This is a genomic window from Amphritea sp. GJ51-11 (assembly GCF_055808735.1).
In genome coordinates this window covers 3070370-3087314 of the sequence record NZ_CM147881.1, presented here as the reverse complement: position 1 = coordinate 3087314, position 16945 = coordinate 3070370, and the positions used below count along the sequence as shown (strand labels likewise).

Below are 16945 nucleotides of genomic sequence, written 5' to 3'. Positions count from 1 at the left end.
GAAAGAAAGATCCATTTTCTCTATGGCGTATTGGATATAACCAGAGCACTGGTTAGAAGATAGCCCTATGATGCAGCCCGGTGTCGCATCCCCGATTGGCGATAACGCCATAAAGGGATGCAAGATGTGCCGAGTTTTCATCGCTTATCTGCATGCTTAAAACTTTAGTGGGGTTGTCTGGGAGAGGGAATATCCTGTCGTGCCTTGTTTACCTCCTTCTGTGCCAAATGCTGTGTTGCGCTGTTTATCGATGAGTTTGCCAATCGGGCAAGCAGATCGGCTCATTGGCTGAAGGTCTATTTAATACGGCTGATCAGGCTTAACTTTTTAGCTTATTAGGCCTATGGTGAGCACCGGATAGAGAGTTGATTATAAAGGGTGTTGTTATGTCAAAAGGCCATTCAAAACATCAAGAAAGGGATCATAGTCTGTCGCTGTTTGGCAAAGACTTGGTACGCCGTTGTGGCTCTAAATGTGAACTCTGTGAGGCGCACGGTGTGAAATTGGGCATTTATGAAGTGCCGCCAGAGGCCGTAGAGCCTGATTACGATCACTGTATTATGATTTGTGAAAACTGCAGTGCCCAGTTAAATCGGCCGAAAAAGATCGACCCCAGCTATTGGCGCTTTCTTGCTACGTCGATGTGGAGCACGCTGATGCCTGTCAAAGTGATCTCGGTAGTGCTGTTGCAACAGCTGGCAAAACAGCAGAGTTGGGCCGCCGCCCTCTTAGATCAGCTGTATATCGAACCTGAGGAGCAGGCTTGGGTGGATCAGATCGATCTGTTTTCAGGGCGGTGATTCATAGTGAAACGGCTGATGATGATTTTTTCATTATAGATTTCAGTTTTGCGGGCGATAACTGAGTAATTGAATCATAAAATGGGTCCCGGCGATGTTTAATCCCAGTTCATTTCCTTTCGTTATTAATCCAGCATTGAGTCATTCTTCTGGCTCTCAACAGAGCAGTGTCTCGACGTTTTCCGCCGCTGAAAAACTGTCAGGGCTAGCCGCGAATAATGGCGTCGCCGCAACGCAACAAAGCTACTCGTTGTCAGAGCGCTTTAGTCGGGATGATAGTTTTACCCTCAGTTTGACCACGCAGGATGGCGATCAGGTTGAAATAACCTTTAACAGTGAAACACGTTACCAGTCTGACTATGCCCAACGCAGCAGTCAGGGGCAGCAAGAGCAACGCTATAGTATCGATAAAGCACAAAGCAGTGAGTTTGGTTTTAGCGTGGCTGGCGAGCTGGATGTGGATGAACTGGATGCCATTGCTAATTTGGTGCAGGATCTATCATCGCTGGCGGCGAACTTTTTTAATGGTGATCTGCAAACGGCTATGCAGCAAGCCGGTGATCTGTCGTTTGATTCAACCCAGTTGGCACAGATGGATCTCTCGATGCAGCAGTCGATGGAGTACCGCGCGGTTGAGCAGTATCGGTCGGTGCAGTCGATAGGTGAACCCTCGGCGGCCGTTACTGAAAATGGTTTAATTCCCTTTGTTGAGCAGTTACAAGGGTTGGTAAATCGTAGTGAAACCTATATCGAGAGTGCTTCGAGCGTGTCGATGAAACTATTGGTAACGCTGGTGGAGCATGACCTGCGATTTACCAGTGCCAGTGATGTTGAACAGAGCAGTATGAAAGAGAATCTAGCCCAACTGAGTGATCGGGTTCATCAGGATCATCCGAGTCATCATGGCGAGCATAAAGCCTCGGGTGAGCGAGAACACAATAGTGGGCAGGATGAACTCAAGCACGAACATCGACATGACGCGCATGAGTCGGGTCGTGCTCGCCATGAGGGACAGACTATAGACAGTGATCAGGCTGCGGTTGAGCCGACCGATATCATCGCTTAATTCCATCTTGTTATAACGCCATCTTCTTGATGGCGTTTTTTTGCCTGAAATTCTATATCTGGCTGTTAGAATAGCCGCTTCTGTTTATCGCTAACCCGGAAGCACTCTACCGATGACCACTCTCCCCGTTTCAGATGTCCTGGATCAGCTGAATAGCGTTTTGAACGAGCATCATGATGTAGTGCTTGAAGCGCCACCAGGGGCTGGTAAAACCACGCTGGTGCCGTTAGAACTGTTGCGTCATCCACTGCTGGTGGGACAAAAAATTCTATTGTTGGAACCGCGTCGACTTGCTGCACGTATGGCGGCGGGACGGATGGCCGAACAGTTGGGTGAAACGGTGGGAAAAACCGTAGGCTATCGGGTACGGATGGATTCAAAGGTCGGCCCGCAGACCCGTATTGAGGTAGTCACCGAAGGTATCCTTACCCGGATGTTACAAGATGATCCTAGCCTTGAGGGTTATGGTTTGGTGATCTTCGATGAGTTTCATGAACGCAGCCTGGATGCGGATTTTGGTTTGGCGCTCACCTTGCAAGGGCGAGAACTGTTCCGCGATGATCAGCCCCTTAAATTATTACTGATGTCGGCGACACTGGATAAGCGGGTGATTGAACAATTACTCCCTACGGCGCCTCTGATCAGTAGTCAAGGGCGCATGTATCCGGTTGAAATTCACTATCTGGGCGCTGTCGGTCGTGAACAGGGTTTAGAGCAGCAAGTTGCCCGGGCGGTGTTACAGGCGTTGGATGATGAGCCGGGCAGTTTGTTGGTGTTTTTGCCCGGTCAGCGAGAGATTCGACGGGTAATGAGTGCTCTGGCGGGGCAGTTGGCTAACAATATAGTATTAGCGCCTCTCTACGGGGATCTTAGTATTCAGGCGCAGCAGCAGGCGATTGCCCCGGCTCCCGGAGGGCAGCGCAAGGTGGTCTTGGCAACTAATATCGCCGAAACCAGTTTAACCATTGAGGGTATTCGGGTTGTTATCGACGCCGGCTTAAGCCGTGAAGCCCGCCTAGATCCTGCTAGTGGCATGACTCGGCTGCATACGTGCCGGGTGTCACGGGCCGCGAGTATTCAGCGTGCAGGCCGGGCAGGGCGGATGCAGCCCGGTTGTTGCTATCGGCTTTGGTCCCAGACCCAGCAGGAGCAGTTAGCGCCCCATGCCACCCCTGAGATTATGTCTACCGATCTGACGGCACTGGCGTTGCAATTAGCCCGTTGGGGCGTGGATGATCCGGCGGAGCTTCGCTGGCTGAATCCACCACCCGACGCGGCGTTGAGTCAGGCGCGGGACCTCTTGGTGCGTTTACGGGCGTTAACGGCAACCGATAATGGGTTTCAATTGACCGGCGCCGGCGAACTGATGGCGCGACTGCCACTGCATCCTCGGCTTGCTCACCTTTTGCTGGTGGGCTGGGAAGCCGATGCCGCGCAGCTAGCCTGTGATGTGGCGGCACTGCTGAGTGAGCGTGATCCTCTTAATGGCGATGCAGATTTCGCTCGCCGCCTGAGCTGGTTGAAGGGCGAGAGTCACTGCGATGCGCGGCTAAAAGGGGCGTTACAGCGGACTCGGCAGCTCAGTCAGCAGTTTTACCGACTCTGCTGTCAGCATTTAAAGGGCCTGACTCAATCCTCGTCTGGACTATCGCCATCGGCACTGGTCGGAGTCTTGATCGCTCAGGCTTATCCGGATCGTATTGCCGCACGGCGGCCATCCGGTCGTGACTATCAGTTAAGTGGTGGTCGGGCCGTACGCCTCAACGATGCTGATCCGTTGGCCAAGCATCGTTGGCTGGCGGTAGCCAACTGTGGCGGTATGCAGGGGCAGAGCGCCGACCGTGTTTTTCTCGCTAGCCCGCTATTGGAAGCACTATTTGAGACCGCCTTAGCGGGATTGGTACAGCAGCAGACGGTGGTTGAATGGGATCGTCAGCAGAACCGTATGTGTTGTGAATTACAGTGCCGTATTGGCGTGTTAGTGGTGCGGCGGGAAGTATTACAAACTATCCCTTTGGCGGAGAAAAATCAGGTTCTGATCGAGCAGGTTCGCAAACAGGGATTAGCGTTGCTACCTTGGAGTGATGGGATAGACCGTTGGCGGCAGCGGGTTAATTTTCTTTACCAAGCACAACCCGCAGGCGGCCCCTGGCCGGATCTATCGGACCAAGCGTTACTGGCTGGCTTAGAGCAATGGTTAGCGCCCTATCTTGATCCTGTTAATCATTTAAATCATTTTTCCCGCCTAGACCTGGCCGCGATCCTACAGGGGTTACTGCCTTGGCCGCTGCCCAATGAACTGGAGAAATTGGCACCGACGCGATTAACACTGCCCTCAGGCCATACGGCGGCGATTGATTACAGTGACAACCCACCGGTGTTGGCGGTGAAGTTACAGGAGATGTTTGGCTCAACGGATACGCCGGTAATCGGTTATGGGGTGGCGTTAAAAATACACTTGCTGTCCCCGGCTCGCCGCCCATTAGCCGTGACGCAGGATCTCGCGAGTTTTTGGGCGAATAGTTATCGTGATGTCCAAAAAGATATGAAAGGGCGCTACCCGAAGCACCAATGGCCTGACAACCCTCAAGAGAGCCGCCCGGGGGACGGTATAAAACGAAAAATTCGCAAATAATCGGTGAGGCCTTTAATAATTTTCAAGATACCCCTGTTTTTGCTGTACTAGTATGTAGTTACTCTGCACTGATAGAGGGTTATAGCCCCAATCCGTTGGGGTCACCAAGAGAGTGTGTTAACGAGCTTACATGCTTCATGTCGCCCCGCCAGCGCGGGGCTTTCTCATTGGCTTAAGTGTCGTCATAGACAATCGCTAATGGGCTTTTTGAGATGAGCTTTTGGTGAGCTTATTGAGGCGTAACAATTCGATCGTGCCTCTTCATCAGCACTGTCGTTTGCTAATCAGTCAGCTGAAAATCATTGGTAATGGATGTGTCTGAGCTTTGCTAGCGTTTATCGTTATTTGATCACTAAATAAACTAGTTTGAATATCTGGGCTTTAAATATTCATAAAAAACGATGTTTAAGGCTTTTTTGATGCTTGTTTGTTGCGGTGCGGAAAAAAATGACCCGGCGGGCGCCGGGTCGAAGTAAGCCAAATTAGTGGCTCAAAAAGCAAAGTGCAACTACAATATAGCGAATTTTTTGTGCAATGCAAAATAAATTTGGTAAAGTTTTTATGACATCGTACTTTTCATGGATATCTCGCCCGCTTTGTTTGAATACCAGATTAAGTCTTATGTGATCACAATTTGATCGTTGTTGTTACTTTCATCGTCGTTTGTTAGGGAGGGCAACGCGTTGTCTTGTGGATATGGGGCACGGCTAGACACGGGGAGATTCGGCCTATGGGGTAGGCGCTTATTAGCGGTGGCCGTGGGGAAGGGGTTAAAGGCTCAGGGAAGGGTGAAGTAAAAACCTTCGGCTCGACTGATACCCCTTAGTGAGATCATCGGCTCATCTTCAAACAGCATTGCATCACCGGCTTCTAAAATACTGCCATTCACTTCTAGTTGGCCGCGAAACAGGTATAGAAATCCGTATTCAGAGGTCGGTAAGCCATAACTTTTGTGCTGCAAGCGAAATTGATACATCTCGGCTTGCTGGCCTATTTGTAGGGAGTCTTCCCGACCATCGGCTGAGACAATCAGTTGCACACCTTCACGGCTAAGCAGTTTACGCCATTGATAGCGCGGTGTTTGACCGGTTTTTTCAGGTACGACCCAGAATTGCAGCATTTTAAGAGTGGTTTCGAGGGAGGCGTTCTGCTCTATGAATTCAGTGCCCGTGCCGGTGCTGAGCAGTTGTAGGCTGCGGCCTTCGAGTAACTTGCGAGTTCCAAGGGAGTCTGTGTGTAGGTTTTTACCGTCTAAAATAACAGAGATAACTTCCATATCGACATGGGTGCTCGGGTCGATGGCTGCGCCGGGATGAAGGAGGTCTTCATTGGCGACCCGTAGCTCGGATATGCCCATCCAGTCTGGATCGAAATAACTACCAAAAGAGAAAACATGTCGAGATTCAAGCCAGCCGAAATGGGCATATCCCCGGTCTGAAGCGCGTTTTATTCTGATCATGTGGGTTCGCAAGTCGAAACAGTTCCCGTTAGTTTTACCCTGTCAGCGCCGGGCTGTAAATACGGTGATGAGTTTTCTCTTGTTACCGATCAGGATAAAATGCTGTTTTTATGGGGAATCATATGGAACAACTGTTATCTTTTAGTGCCGCTTTTTGGTTGTTAGCCGGGCTGGGCGTATTAATCACTGGGATCTCTAAATCCGGCTTCGCTGGTGGTGTTGGGGTGATTAGTGTGCCATTGATGTCGTTGTATATCGGGCCGGTGCAGGCTGCGGCTATCATGTTACCGTTGCTGATTCTAATGGACTTTTTCAGTGTACGAGCCTGGTGGCACAGTAAACGGGTTGATCTACTGAAGGTTATGGTGCCTGGGGCGATCGTGGGTATTTTGGTCGGTTATTGGCTGTTCGGTTATCTGAACGATGATATTTTGCGCATGTTATTGGGCGTTTTATCGATTGGTTTTGCCCTCTGGGGCTTACTTAAAGGTTCACGGCTGGGGCGCAGTAATTCACCGGTGATCGGCTATATTGCCAGCACAGTTGCGGGATTTACTAGTTTTGTCGCCCATGCCGGTGGGCCGCCGATGAACTTCTATCTGCTGCCAATGAAACTCCCTCGAGAGCAGTTTTTAGGTACTGCGGTGGTTTTTCTAGCGACTGTTAATTTCGTTAAACTTTTTGCCTATGGCGCCTTGGGGCAGATCAATACGGACAACCTGTTAGTTGGGCTCGTGTTGGCGCCCATTGCTTGGATCGGCACGCGATTGGGGTTAGTCATCCATAAGAAGCTGGATGATCAGTTGTTTTACCGAATTATTTTATGGATGTTGCTGATTATCGGTGTGAAATTGATCGCCGATGGGTTTTAGTAAGCTCTTTGGTAAGTACTTTGATACGCTGGTAAATAAGTTTTTAGTCAGCATAAGCGCAGAAACATGTTTTAAGCCAAGGGGGGATGCCGGATGGTCTATCCGGCGGTGAATTTGTCCTTTTAATCGGTCAGGGTGCCTTGTTGATACGCACGAATGGCTTGATCGATCTCCGCCTGAGTATTCATCACAAAAGGGCCGTAATGAACCATCGGTTCATTTAATGGCTGACCACTTAATAACAACGCCCCGGCGCCTTCCGCTGAACACAGTTGCAGTCTGTCGGCAGCGCTTACCTTGGCCATCTGCGAGGTTGCCAGTGGTTGGCCGTTGATACTCATCTCACCTTGATAAACATAGATGAGTAAGATTCGCTCGGCGCTATGTTCAAGGCGAATATCACTGTTTGATTGAAGACGCAGGTCGGCCACGGCGGCGTCACCGGGAAGCTGTTGTAATGGCCCGCTGAACGTTTGGGACTGTCGGTCGGCTGCTATTGTGTCATCTACGGCGCTTATAACGCGGTATTGCCCCGCAATCACTTTTAGCTCGGCTTTTGTTAAGGGCTGCCAAGGCAGTTGTTCAGGGTTGATATCCCGCCAGTCGGCCGGTTTCATTTTTTGTTCGGCGGGTAAGTTTATCCACAGCTGAAAACCGTGCATTAAGCCATCTTGCTGCAGCGGCATCTCTGAGTGAATGATGCCCCGTCCGGCAGACATCCATTGTGCCCCACCGCTTATAATTGCGCCTTTATTGCCTAGATGGTCTTCATGTACAAAGCCACCATGACGCATATAGGTGAGGGTTTCGATGCCCCGGTGTGGATGAGCGGGAAAGCCGGAGCCGTAGTCATCCGGATTATCCGAACGAATTTCATCGAGCATTAAGAAAGGATCGAGACCGTTATCACGAAAGCCGTGAGCACGCTGTATTTTGACGCCAGCACCGTCGGATGACGGATGGCTCGGGATGATGTGAATGGGCATATGGGGTCTCCTGCGATGCTGCTATCGGTCGAATCAAATCAAGCTATGGCTTTATAATAATCCTTTATTATGGAATAAAAATCGGTATAAATAGCGTTATATATTCTATTTATTAGAAAGGATTTGGTGTGAAAGTAACTTTAGAACAGTGGCGTATGCTCAAAGCGGTGGTTGATCATGGTGGCTTTGCCCATGCGGCGGCGGTTGTGCATAAGAGTCAGTCGAGCATTCATCATGCGATTCAAAAGATGGAGCAGATGCTGGATGTAAAGCTGCTTGAAGTGAAGGGCCGTAAAGCTTATTTGACTGATGCTGGCCGTTTACTGTTGCACCGGGCGGAGCATCTGTTGGAATCTGCCGCTAATATTGACTCGTTAGCGGCCAGTTTACATGCAGGCGCTGAAGCGGAAATATCGATAGCGGTGGATCAAATATTTCCGCCGGAATATATCGGCACTGTGCTGCAGAGATTTTCTAATGAATATCCAAACACTCGCATTCAGCTCTATGAAACTGTCCTTTCCGGTGCTGCAGAAGCCTTGACCAAGGGGCAGGTTGATTTGGCCATTGCGGGGGCCGGGGTTGCCCACTTTATGGCCGAACCGCTGTTTACGGTGGATTTTATGGCGGTTGCCTCACCCGAACATCCTATCTTTAGGCGCTATAGCGAAGCTCAGCCACTACAGCTCGACGATCTAATGAATTATCGACAACTGGTCACCCGAGATTCGGCGCTGGAGCAGCAGGTTGATTCCGGTTGGCTGCAAGCTGACGAGCGCTGGACGGTGAGTAATATTGCGACCTCTATTGAGATGATTTGCCGGGGTATGGGGTTTGCTTGGGTGCCGGTGACGCGTATCAGTTGTCTCTTGAGCCAAGAGGTACTTCGGCCGATACCGTTAGCCGTCGGTGGTCGTCGGCGGATAACTTTACAACTTTACTATGCCAAACATGATCAAGGCCCCGGATTGCAGCGAATTGCCGAGCTATTACATCAGTGCTGCGAGGAAGATGTTTCTAATTTATCGAACACAAAGTCCGAAATTAAGTAATTTTATTTTAAAAAACAGAAAGCTAATATGGAGGCATTACTTAACACAGACGCTTAGGATGACTCATGAACTACTCCGCAACCGCTTCACTATTCGCTCGTTTAGGGCTGGCCGCTATTTTTATTATGGCGGGATTAGCCAAACTCACAGCCTATGAAGGCACTGTCGGCTATATGGAGAGTGTCGGGGTGCCCGGTGCGCTGTTACCGCTGGTGATTGTAACTGAGGTGTTTGGCGGATTGGCGATTTTATTGGGCTTGCTGACCCGCTTTGCCGCGGCTGGGATGGCGCTCTTTACCCTGGCATCAGCACTGCTGTTTCACTTTGACCTGACGGATCAAACTCAATCCATTATGTTTTGGAAAAATATGGCCATCGCCGGTGGTTTTCTGCTGCTGCTTGCCCATGGACCAGGTGCGTACAGTGTTGATCACTGGCGACAGAGCACTAAGGCTTAAGTGCTAATAGGCTGTTTGATCGGCGATATCGTCATTAACCGCATCGTTGTTAACAGAATAGTCATCACCGGCAAAAACCGTTTGAGTGGTCGGCGACAAGTGAGGGGGGAATAGAGATGGGATTATTAATCGCAGGCAAGTGGCATGATCGTTGGTATGAAACTAAGAATTCAAAAGGCGAGTTTGTGCGTGAACAGGCGGGCTTTCGGAATTGGATTACTGCCGATGGTAGCGCAGGCCCTTCCGGAGAAGCCGGCTTTAAAGCCGAGCCGGGGCGTTATCATCTGTATGTGTCATTGGCCTGCCCTTGGGCTCATCGGACCCTGATCTTTCGTAAACTTAAAGGGTTAGAGACGCTGATTAGTGTGTCGGTGGTCAGCCCGCATATGCTGGATCAGGGTTGGAGTTTTGATCGCGCCAGTGGTTCTAGCGGTGATGATCTCTATGAGTCGGCCTTTATGCATCAACTGTATACCCGGGTGCAGCCAGATTATACCGGTCGAGTAACAGTACCGGTGTTATGGGATAAGCAGCAACAAATCATTGTGAGTAACGAATCAGCGGAGATTATCCGTATGTTTAATTCGGCATTCGATGAGCTGACGGGGAATACCCTAGATTATTGGCCAGCAGCGAAACGGGTTGAGATTGAGCAACTGAATGAATGGATCTACAACGATATTAATAATGGCGTCTATCGGGTTGGTTTTGCCACGACTCAAGCCGCTTATGAGCATAATGTAACAGCCGTGTTTGATGGTTTGGAGCGGGTCGAAACCATATTGGCGCACAAACGTTATCTCTCCGGGGACTCGTTAACCGAAGCGGATTGGCGTTTATTTACCACCTTGATTCGCTTTGATGCGGTGTATCACGGCCACTTTAAATGCAATCTCAAACAGTTACGGCAGTTTGTCAATATCAGTGGTTATATGCGTGAGTTGTATCAGCTGGAGGGGGTCGCCGAGACGGTCAATATTGAGCAGATTAAACAGCACTATTACTATAGTCATCCGACGATTAATCCTACTAGAGTGGTGCCGTTAGGGCCTGAGCTTGGTTTTAATGCAGCCCATGGGCGGGATAAGCTATAAAACAAAAAAATCCGGTCGCCATTGGGTCGACCGGATTTTAGTGTGCTTGTGCCGCTGATTTAGATGCGAGCGGTATCCGCGTCAGTCGATTTATTGTAGACCGACTCGTCTAACTCATTTTCGCTTTTGCCAACGAGAACCGAAACCATCAGGTCACCACAGACATTCACGCTGGTGCGTGCCATATCTAAAATGCGGTCGATACCGGCGACAATGGCAAGTCCTTCGATGGGCAAACCAACAGTGGTTAATACCAATGACAGCATGATCAGGCCTGCGCCTGGTACACCAGCGGTGCCGATAGAGGCCAGCGTTGAGGTCATGATGATTAACACATAATCAGAAAGCGCTAGATCCACACCAAACGCTTGGGCAATAAAGAGTGCACAAACACCTTGGTAGAGCGCGGTGCCATCCATATTAATGGTTGCGCCAAGGGGCAGAATAAAGCTTGAGATGCTTTTGGAAACGCCCATCTCTTCCTGTGAGGCTTTGATGGTAGCAGGTAGGGTGCCTGAACTACTGGTGGTCGTGAAAGCAACCGCCGCAGGGTTGAGTAAACCACGCAGATAGGGCATAGGGCTAAGGCGACCGACGATGCTAACCAAGCCGGTGTAGAACACCAGCACATGAATCACTGAACCGATATAGACCACGGCAATTACTTTAATCAGCGGCAAGAGAATATCCATGCCGTATTTACCTGCGACCCAAGCCATCAGGCCGAATACGCCGTAAGGGGCTAATTTCATCACCATTTCGGTCAGTTTGTACATCGCTTCTGCGAGACTTTCGAACAGTTTAATAGCGGGTTCCGCTTTCTCACCGCTCATGGTCAGGGCGATACCTAATCCCAGCGCAAAGACGATAATTTGCAGGATGTTACCGGCTGCCAGTGCGTTAACCGGATTTTTCGGAATCATATTGAGTAGGGTTTGTACCAGTGTCGGGGCTTCTTTGCCCACGGCAGCGGTATCGGTGATGACCATATTGAGCCCTGCGCCGGGGGTGAAAATAGTGGCTAGGCCAAGTCCAATAGTGATCGCGGCAGCAGTGGTGCCCAAATAGAGAATGACTGATTTAATACCGATGCGGCCCATTTTACGGGTGTCTTGCATGGACGTTACACCGACCACCAGAGAGCAGAATACCAGTGGTACGATCAACATTTTAATGGCGTTAATAAACAGGGTACCGATCGGTTTAAGCATCTCGGCATCGGGTCCCATGATCGCACCTGCGGCAACGCCGAGTATCATTCCGACGAGTATTTTTTTCCATAGAACCAGGCCGCTCCAGAATCCAGCGCGGTTGTCAGTCGTGTTGCTATTTGGCATGAGTCTTATCCTTTGTATAGTTATTGTATCGGCGCAATGAAGCGCCTTAGGCTTATGTCGTGGGTTAGGTTATTTTTGCCGACGTTGTGGGTTAATCATGTTGCTCGGGGTAAGTAGATCGTGCAGCGCTTCTTCACTCATTAAGGCTTCCTCTCTGATCAGTTCCAGCACACCACGGCCACTATCGAGGGCCGCTTTGGCAATCCGGGTAGCATTGTCATAGCCGATGTACGGCACAGCGGCGGTAATTATTCCGATGCTTTGGTCAACCAGTTCTTGGCAGCGTTCGCGGTTGGCGGTGATGCCTCGCACACAGCGGTTTTTCAGCATATCCATCGCCTGCGTTAGCATGCGGATGGATTCGAGAATGTTATAGGTGATCAGCGGTTCCATTGCGTTAAGCTGTAGTTGACCGGCTTCAGCCCCCATGGTGACGGCCAGATCATTGCCGATAACCTGATAGGCGACTTGGTTCATCGCTTCGGGAATAACGGGGTTTATTTTGCCGGGCATGATAGAGCTGCCGGGTTGCTGTGCGGGCAGGTTAATTTCTGACAGGCCGCAACGTGGACCCATACTCAACAGGCGTAGATCGTTGGATATTTTTGAGAGTTTTACCGCCAGACGTTTCAGCATGCCGGAAAACAGAACAAAGGCACCCATATCAGAGCTGGCTTCTACTAGGTCAGAGGCGCGTTTGAATTCGAAACCGCTAAGTTCGGAGAGGTTGTTGACGGCAAGCTTGGCGTATTCGGGGTCAGTATTGATGCCGGTGCCGATCGCGGTGCCGCCGAGGTTAATCTCTTTGAGTAGTTCAGATAGGCCGGCAATGCGGTCAATATCTTCGCTCAGGGTGCTAGCGTAGGATTTGAACTCTTGCCCGAGGGTCATAGGCACCGCGTCTTGCAGTTGGGTGCGCCCCATTTTAATGACATCGGCGAATTCATCACCTTTGGCCGCAAAGGCATCCCGTAACGAGGCCAGTGCTTTCACCAATACACCGTGCTTTAGCAAAATCGACAATCGTACCGCGGTAGGGTAGGCATCATTGGTCGATTGCGACATATTGACGTCATTGTTGGGGTGTAGGTAGCGGTATTCGCCCTTGGCATGGCCCATCTGCTCGAGCGCTATATTGGCGATGACCTCGTTAGCATTCATATTGGTGGAGGTGCCTGCACCGCCCTGAATCATATCAACCACGAACTGATCATGATGTTGACCGGCCAATACGGTTTTCACTGCATTCTCTATTGCCGAGGTTTTTTTATCATCGAGCAGTCCGAGGCTATTATTGGCTCTGGCGCAGGCCAGTTTGACCAATGCTAAGGCTTCAACGAGCTGAGGGAAGTGGCTGACGGGAATGCCGCTAAGGTCGAAGTTTTTCTGCGCTCGTTGGGTTTGAATACCATAATAGGCGTCGGTAGGAACCAACGCTTCGCCTAGTAGATCTTTCTCTCGGCGACCATTTTCTTGATGGAGTACCTGTATGGTTTCAGCCATGTTGCTATCCTCGAGGATTCTTATTCTGTAACCGGTGTCCTAATGGCACCTGTGCTTACAATGTCTGTTAATTCGTTCTGTTTAATTCAAACCATTACCATCAATTCCGCAGTACCGTCGATTCAACAGTACAAGTGCGGGACGATGCACAACGATTGATAGGTCTTACATAGCAGGGAAGATGCCAACAGGGCGTAATTTCTGTAACACGTTGTTTTTGAGGGTATAAATTTTATTTTTTATCGGCGATTAAAACCTCGAAGGGGTATAACGAAAGGCATAGAATTAGACTTTGATGGATGGCTAATGCATATAAATCATATAGTTAAGGCTGTTAATCTGGGTTATAACCATAGCGAAGGTTATAGGGGTTTAAGAGCCATTAATAAGAGGGAAGCCGCTTCGATCACGGTGTGCGAAGCGGTGTATCAACGAGCGAGGAAGGCAGTTTAAAGTTGTTTCTTTTTTAACCGTTTGCTGAGGGCTGGTTGAGAAATGCCCAATAATCGTGAGGCCAGTGATTGATTACCTTGGGCCCGTTCCATGGCCGCTTCGACCAGTAATTCTCCCACTTGTTGTAGCGTGGGCAGGGGTTGATCGGGATTAAACAGTGGGTTACCGGCATCGCTATCCGGTTCGCTTGGGGTAATCTCTTGGTTGAGAACCCGACGGAAGATATCCATGGAGAGCATTCTAGAGCGGTGCTGCGTCATGGCGTCATAGGCCAACGCCCGAAGCTCGCGAATATTGCCCGGAAAATCATAATTAGCGAGTAATACCGGCAGCTCTTTGGGAATGGTGGGTTTGTTCTTTTGTAGCTCTTCGGCCGCTTGGGCGAGAAAATATTCTAGCAGTAGGGCGATGTCGCCTTTACGTTGCCGTAGTGGGGGAATAGCAACCTGATGGATACGCAAACGGTAATAGAGATCTTTACGGAACTCGCCGGATTGCTGCTTAGCTTCTAGGTTTTGATGGGTGGCGACCACTACGCGGGCGCGAATTCGTTTGGGTCGATCGCTGCCCAAAGGATAGTATTCTCCCTCTTGTAGGAGGCGCAGTAATTTTACCTGAGATGCTAGACTCAGATCACCAATCTCATCGAGGAATAGGATGCCTCCCGCCGCTTGTTCAATCATCCCCGCCCGGGCACTATCGGCCCCGGTAAATGCGCCTCGCTGATGACCGAACAGAGTGTCAGCAAAGACATTGTCGTCTAGCCCGGCGACATTGACGCTGACTAATGGTCCACTGGCGTTACTTAGGGTGTGCAGGGCATGGGCTATCTGCTCTTTACCCGTGCCGCTTTCCCCCATAATCAGCACCGGCTGACTGCTGGCAGCGATGGATTCGAGGTATTGAAACACCGAACGCATCCCTTTGTCTTGGGTAATGATATCGGCGAATACTTCGGGTCGTTCTAAGGTGTCGGTGAGAAAGCGTTGCCGCATGGCTTGGCTTTCGTGGCGCATCTCTTGCAACTGAATCGCGCGTCGCACCCCTTCGATCAGTCGACCCTCTTCGGTGGTCTTAACGAAATAATCAAAGGCGCCAAGGCGAATACATTGAACGGCGGTTTCCAACTGGTTTAAACCGCTGATGATAATCACCCCGACTTCCGGGTGTTCTTCGACGATCTGCTGCAGCAAGGCTTCACCGGATAGATGAGGCATGGTTAGATCGAGCAGTACGAGGCCGATAGGCTCTTGCTCAATCATGGTCATCACCTGTCGGCTATCTTCGCAACGGTAGATATGATTGATTCCGCCGAGGCGTTCGAGGGCAATGCTCAAGCTACGCAAAAAAGACGCTTCATCATCCACCAGTAACACGCCAAAGCTGGGGTAGCGACGGTTATTCATAGGCTGTTGGCTCCTGGATTGAGAGGATCAGTAGAGTGACCAGCGTACCCTGACCGGGGGTTGAATCGTAGATCAGGTTGCCGCCGTGTTCTTGAATAATACTGGTTGAAACCGATAGGCCCAATCCAGTGCCGCCCTGTTCACGTTTGGTGGTGAAAAAGGGATCACTCAGGCGGGGCATATTTTCTGGCTCGATACCGCAGCCTTGATCTCGGACTTCGAGGCACAGGGTTTGTTCTTTGCTGCGGTAAAAGGTTCTGATGCTAATACTTTGCTCGGTTGAATCGAGCGCCTGACAGGCATTAACGATCAGGTTAATAATTACTTGCTCGATCCGTTGCGCATTGCCTTTAAAGGGTGGCAACTGTGCGCCATAGGCGACGCTAAAATGGTTGGTTGAGCTGCGAATGGTGTTATCCACCAAACGGATCGCCGTTGCGAGCACCTCATTTAGGTCGACGGTTTCGCTTAAGTCGGCAGGACTTTGTCGGGCAAAATCCCGCAGATCATCGACGATCCGGCGAATGCGTTGTGTCCCCGCCAGCATATCATCGAGCATCGGAGTAATTTCATCACGCATACGGCTGTAGGTCAGCCCGCCCATATAGAAATCACCATGGGTGCGGTAGTGGGTTTCGAGAATCTCTTCTAAGTCTTGATAGACCTCTTTGAGCACCGGCAGATTTAATAACAATAGACTGCTAGGATTGTTGATCTCATGGGCGACACCGGAAACTAAAATCCCTAATGAGGTCATTTTGTCGGCTTGTAATAGCTGCTGTTGCTGTAGTTTCAACTCGGCAGTACGACGGCTGACCTGCCGGGTTAACATGCGGTTCCAGATAACAATCCCGCCGAGCACGATCAATAGCAGGGCGCAGATCAGCGCTGCCGCCTGACCAATTCGCTTCCAGGGTAAGCCAGTATTTTCCAGTGGGCCGAGCCAGCGATCATAGATAGCCTGCTGTCGGCCGGTGTTCTTTAGAATGGCGAGGCCTTCACTGAACTGGGATAGCAGTTCTTCATTGTTATGCAGCACCGAGTAACCATAGTGTTGTGCTCCGAAGGGTTTGCCAACCGGAACGATATTCGATAGTGCTAACTCTTTACCCAGGTAGAGGCCGGGTAGATTGGCCACGAGAGCATAGTCGTGTTGCCCTGAGGCGAGTAGACGCAACGCTGCCGTATGGGTATCCACCAGTATTAGCTTAGCGCCGACATCATTTTGCCGTAGGTAATCGTGCATAATGCCACCCCGCTGAACGATCACCTCATAGCCTTGAAGTTCGGCTAATTGAGAGACTTTTGGCGTGCCTTTGCGAGCAAAAATAGATTGATGAACGATGGCATGGGGAGGCGAGAAGCGATATTTTTTCGCCCGATCATCGGAGTAGATCATCCCCTGCATGGTATCGATTGCACCCTTTTCAAACTGTTTACGCAGGGCATCCCAATCCCCCAGTTGGATCTCGATATTCATGCCCATGACTTCGGCAATCGCCTGGGTGAGTTCGGTGTTATAACCATCGGGTTCACCGGCTTCATTGATAAATTCGTAGGGGGGATAGTTATAATCACCGCCTACCCGGATCACCCGATCTTGATCGGCAGCCTGGGCGGTATTGATGAGTAGTACTACTAGTAGTACAAGCATGAAGCCGCTATGGCGAAAGATAGCGCCAGGGTCTGTCGTATTTACGGATAGCGTCATAGGTGGCCGCATAAACTGTTTGGGGTTAATGAACGGTCGGCTATTAAAAAGGAACCGTGGATAAAACGCAAAACAGGATTGAGTCCTGTATGAGCTTCGCTAAGGTTATTTGC

At 50.3% G+C, this 16945-nt stretch carries 13 protein-coding genes; 7 read left to right on the top strand and 6 right to left on the bottom strand.

Annotation, left to right across the window (positions count from 1 at the left end; translation table 11 throughout):
* The first annotated feature begins 386 nt into the window (after positions 1-386).
* The 3 genes from AC0L4K_RS13785 (at position 387) to hrpB (ending at position 4501) form a co-directional block, all read left to right on the top strand.
* Positions 387-800, top strand: a complete 414-nt coding sequence (locus AC0L4K_RS13785; RefSeq protein ID WP_417226272.1) for a phnA protein — start codon at positions 387-389, stop codon at positions 798-800.
* Positions 801-894: 94 nt separating this feature from the next.
* Positions 895-1866, top strand: coding sequence for a hypothetical protein (locus tag AC0L4K_RS13780; protein ID WP_473266717.1), 972 nt, complete (start codon positions 895-897; stop codon positions 1864-1866).
* A 112-nt stretch (positions 1867-1978) separates the two neighbouring features.
* A complete protein-coding gene (hrpB, locus tag AC0L4K_RS13775) occupies positions 1979-4501 on the top strand; it encodes an ATP-dependent helicase HrpB (RefSeq protein WP_473266715.1) in 2523 nt (840 codons plus the stop codon).
* 778 nt (positions 4502-5279) lie between these two features.
* Here the strand turns inward: hrpB and AC0L4K_RS13770 are convergent.
* On the bottom strand, positions 5280-5960 hold the full coding sequence (locus AC0L4K_RS13770) for a pirin family protein (RefSeq protein WP_417226267.1): 681 nt from the start codon (positions 5958-5960) through the stop codon (positions 5280-5282).
* Positions 5961-6082: 122 nt separating this feature from the next.
* On the opposite strand from AC0L4K_RS13770, the gene AC0L4K_RS13765 reads away from it, so the two are divergent.
* Positions 6083-6832 carry a sulfite exporter TauE/SafE family protein gene (locus AC0L4K_RS13765; protein ID WP_417226265.1) on the top strand — a complete coding sequence of 250 codons (750 nt, stop codon included), beginning with the start codon at positions 6083-6085 and terminating at the stop codon, positions 6830-6832.
* Between the two features lie 122 nt (positions 6833-6954).
* Here AC0L4K_RS13765 and AC0L4K_RS13760 read toward each other — a convergent pair whose 3' ends face one another.
* Positions 6955-7818, bottom strand: a complete 864-nt coding sequence (locus AC0L4K_RS13760) for a pirin family protein (RefSeq protein ID WP_417226263.1) — start codon at positions 7816-7818, stop codon at positions 6955-6957.
* Between the two features lie 128 nt (positions 7819-7946).
* Here AC0L4K_RS13760 and AC0L4K_RS13755 point away from each other — a divergent pair, with 128 nt between their 5' ends.
* The 3 genes from AC0L4K_RS13755 (at position 7947) to AC0L4K_RS13745 (ending at position 10422) form a co-directional block, all read left to right on the top strand.
* Complete coding sequence (locus tag AC0L4K_RS13755; protein ID WP_473266713.1) at positions 7947-8870, top strand: LysR family transcriptional regulator; 924 nt, start codon at positions 7947-7949, stop codon at positions 8868-8870.
* A gap of 65 nt (positions 8871-8935) precedes the next feature.
* Positions 8936-9328, top strand: a complete 393-nt coding sequence (locus AC0L4K_RS13750; RefSeq protein ID WP_417226259.1) for a DoxX family protein — start codon at positions 8936-8938, stop codon at positions 9326-9328.
* 116 nt (positions 9329-9444) lie between these two features.
* The gene (locus tag AC0L4K_RS13745) at positions 9445-10422 is read left to right on the top strand and encodes a glutathione S-transferase family protein (RefSeq protein ID WP_473266711.1); all 978 of its coding nucleotides are present in this window, start codon (positions 9445-9447) and stop codon (positions 10420-10422) included.
* 59 nt (positions 10423-10481) lie between these two features.
* On the opposite strand, the gene AC0L4K_RS13740 is transcribed toward AC0L4K_RS13745, so the two are convergent.
* The 4 genes from AC0L4K_RS13740 to AC0L4K_RS13725 form a co-directional block, all read right to left on the bottom strand.
* Positions 10482-11759 carry a dicarboxylate/amino acid:cation symporter gene (locus AC0L4K_RS13740; RefSeq protein WP_473266710.1) on the bottom strand — a complete coding sequence of 426 codons (1278 nt, stop codon included), beginning with the start codon at positions 11757-11759 and terminating at the stop codon, positions 10482-10484.
* A 69-nt stretch (positions 11760-11828) separates the two neighbouring features.
* Positions 11829-13262 carry an aspartate ammonia-lyase gene (locus AC0L4K_RS13735; protein WP_417226253.1) on the bottom strand — a complete coding sequence of 478 codons (1434 nt, stop codon included), beginning with the start codon at positions 13260-13262 and terminating at the stop codon, positions 11829-11831.
* A gap of 449 nt (positions 13263-13711) precedes the next feature.
* Positions 13712-15121 (bottom strand): sigma-54-dependent transcriptional regulator, encoded by a 1410-nt coding sequence (locus AC0L4K_RS13730; RefSeq protein WP_473266708.1) that lies wholly within the window; start codon positions 15119-15121, stop codon positions 13712-13714.
* Positions 15114-16832 carry a transporter substrate-binding domain-containing protein gene (locus tag AC0L4K_RS13725; protein ID WP_473266706.1) on the bottom strand — a complete coding sequence of 573 codons (1719 nt, stop codon included), beginning with the start codon at positions 16830-16832 and terminating at the stop codon, positions 15114-15116. Before AC0L4K_RS13725 ends, AC0L4K_RS13730 begins: the two co-directional genes overlap by 8 nt.
* Positions 16833-16945: the final 113 nt, after the last annotated feature.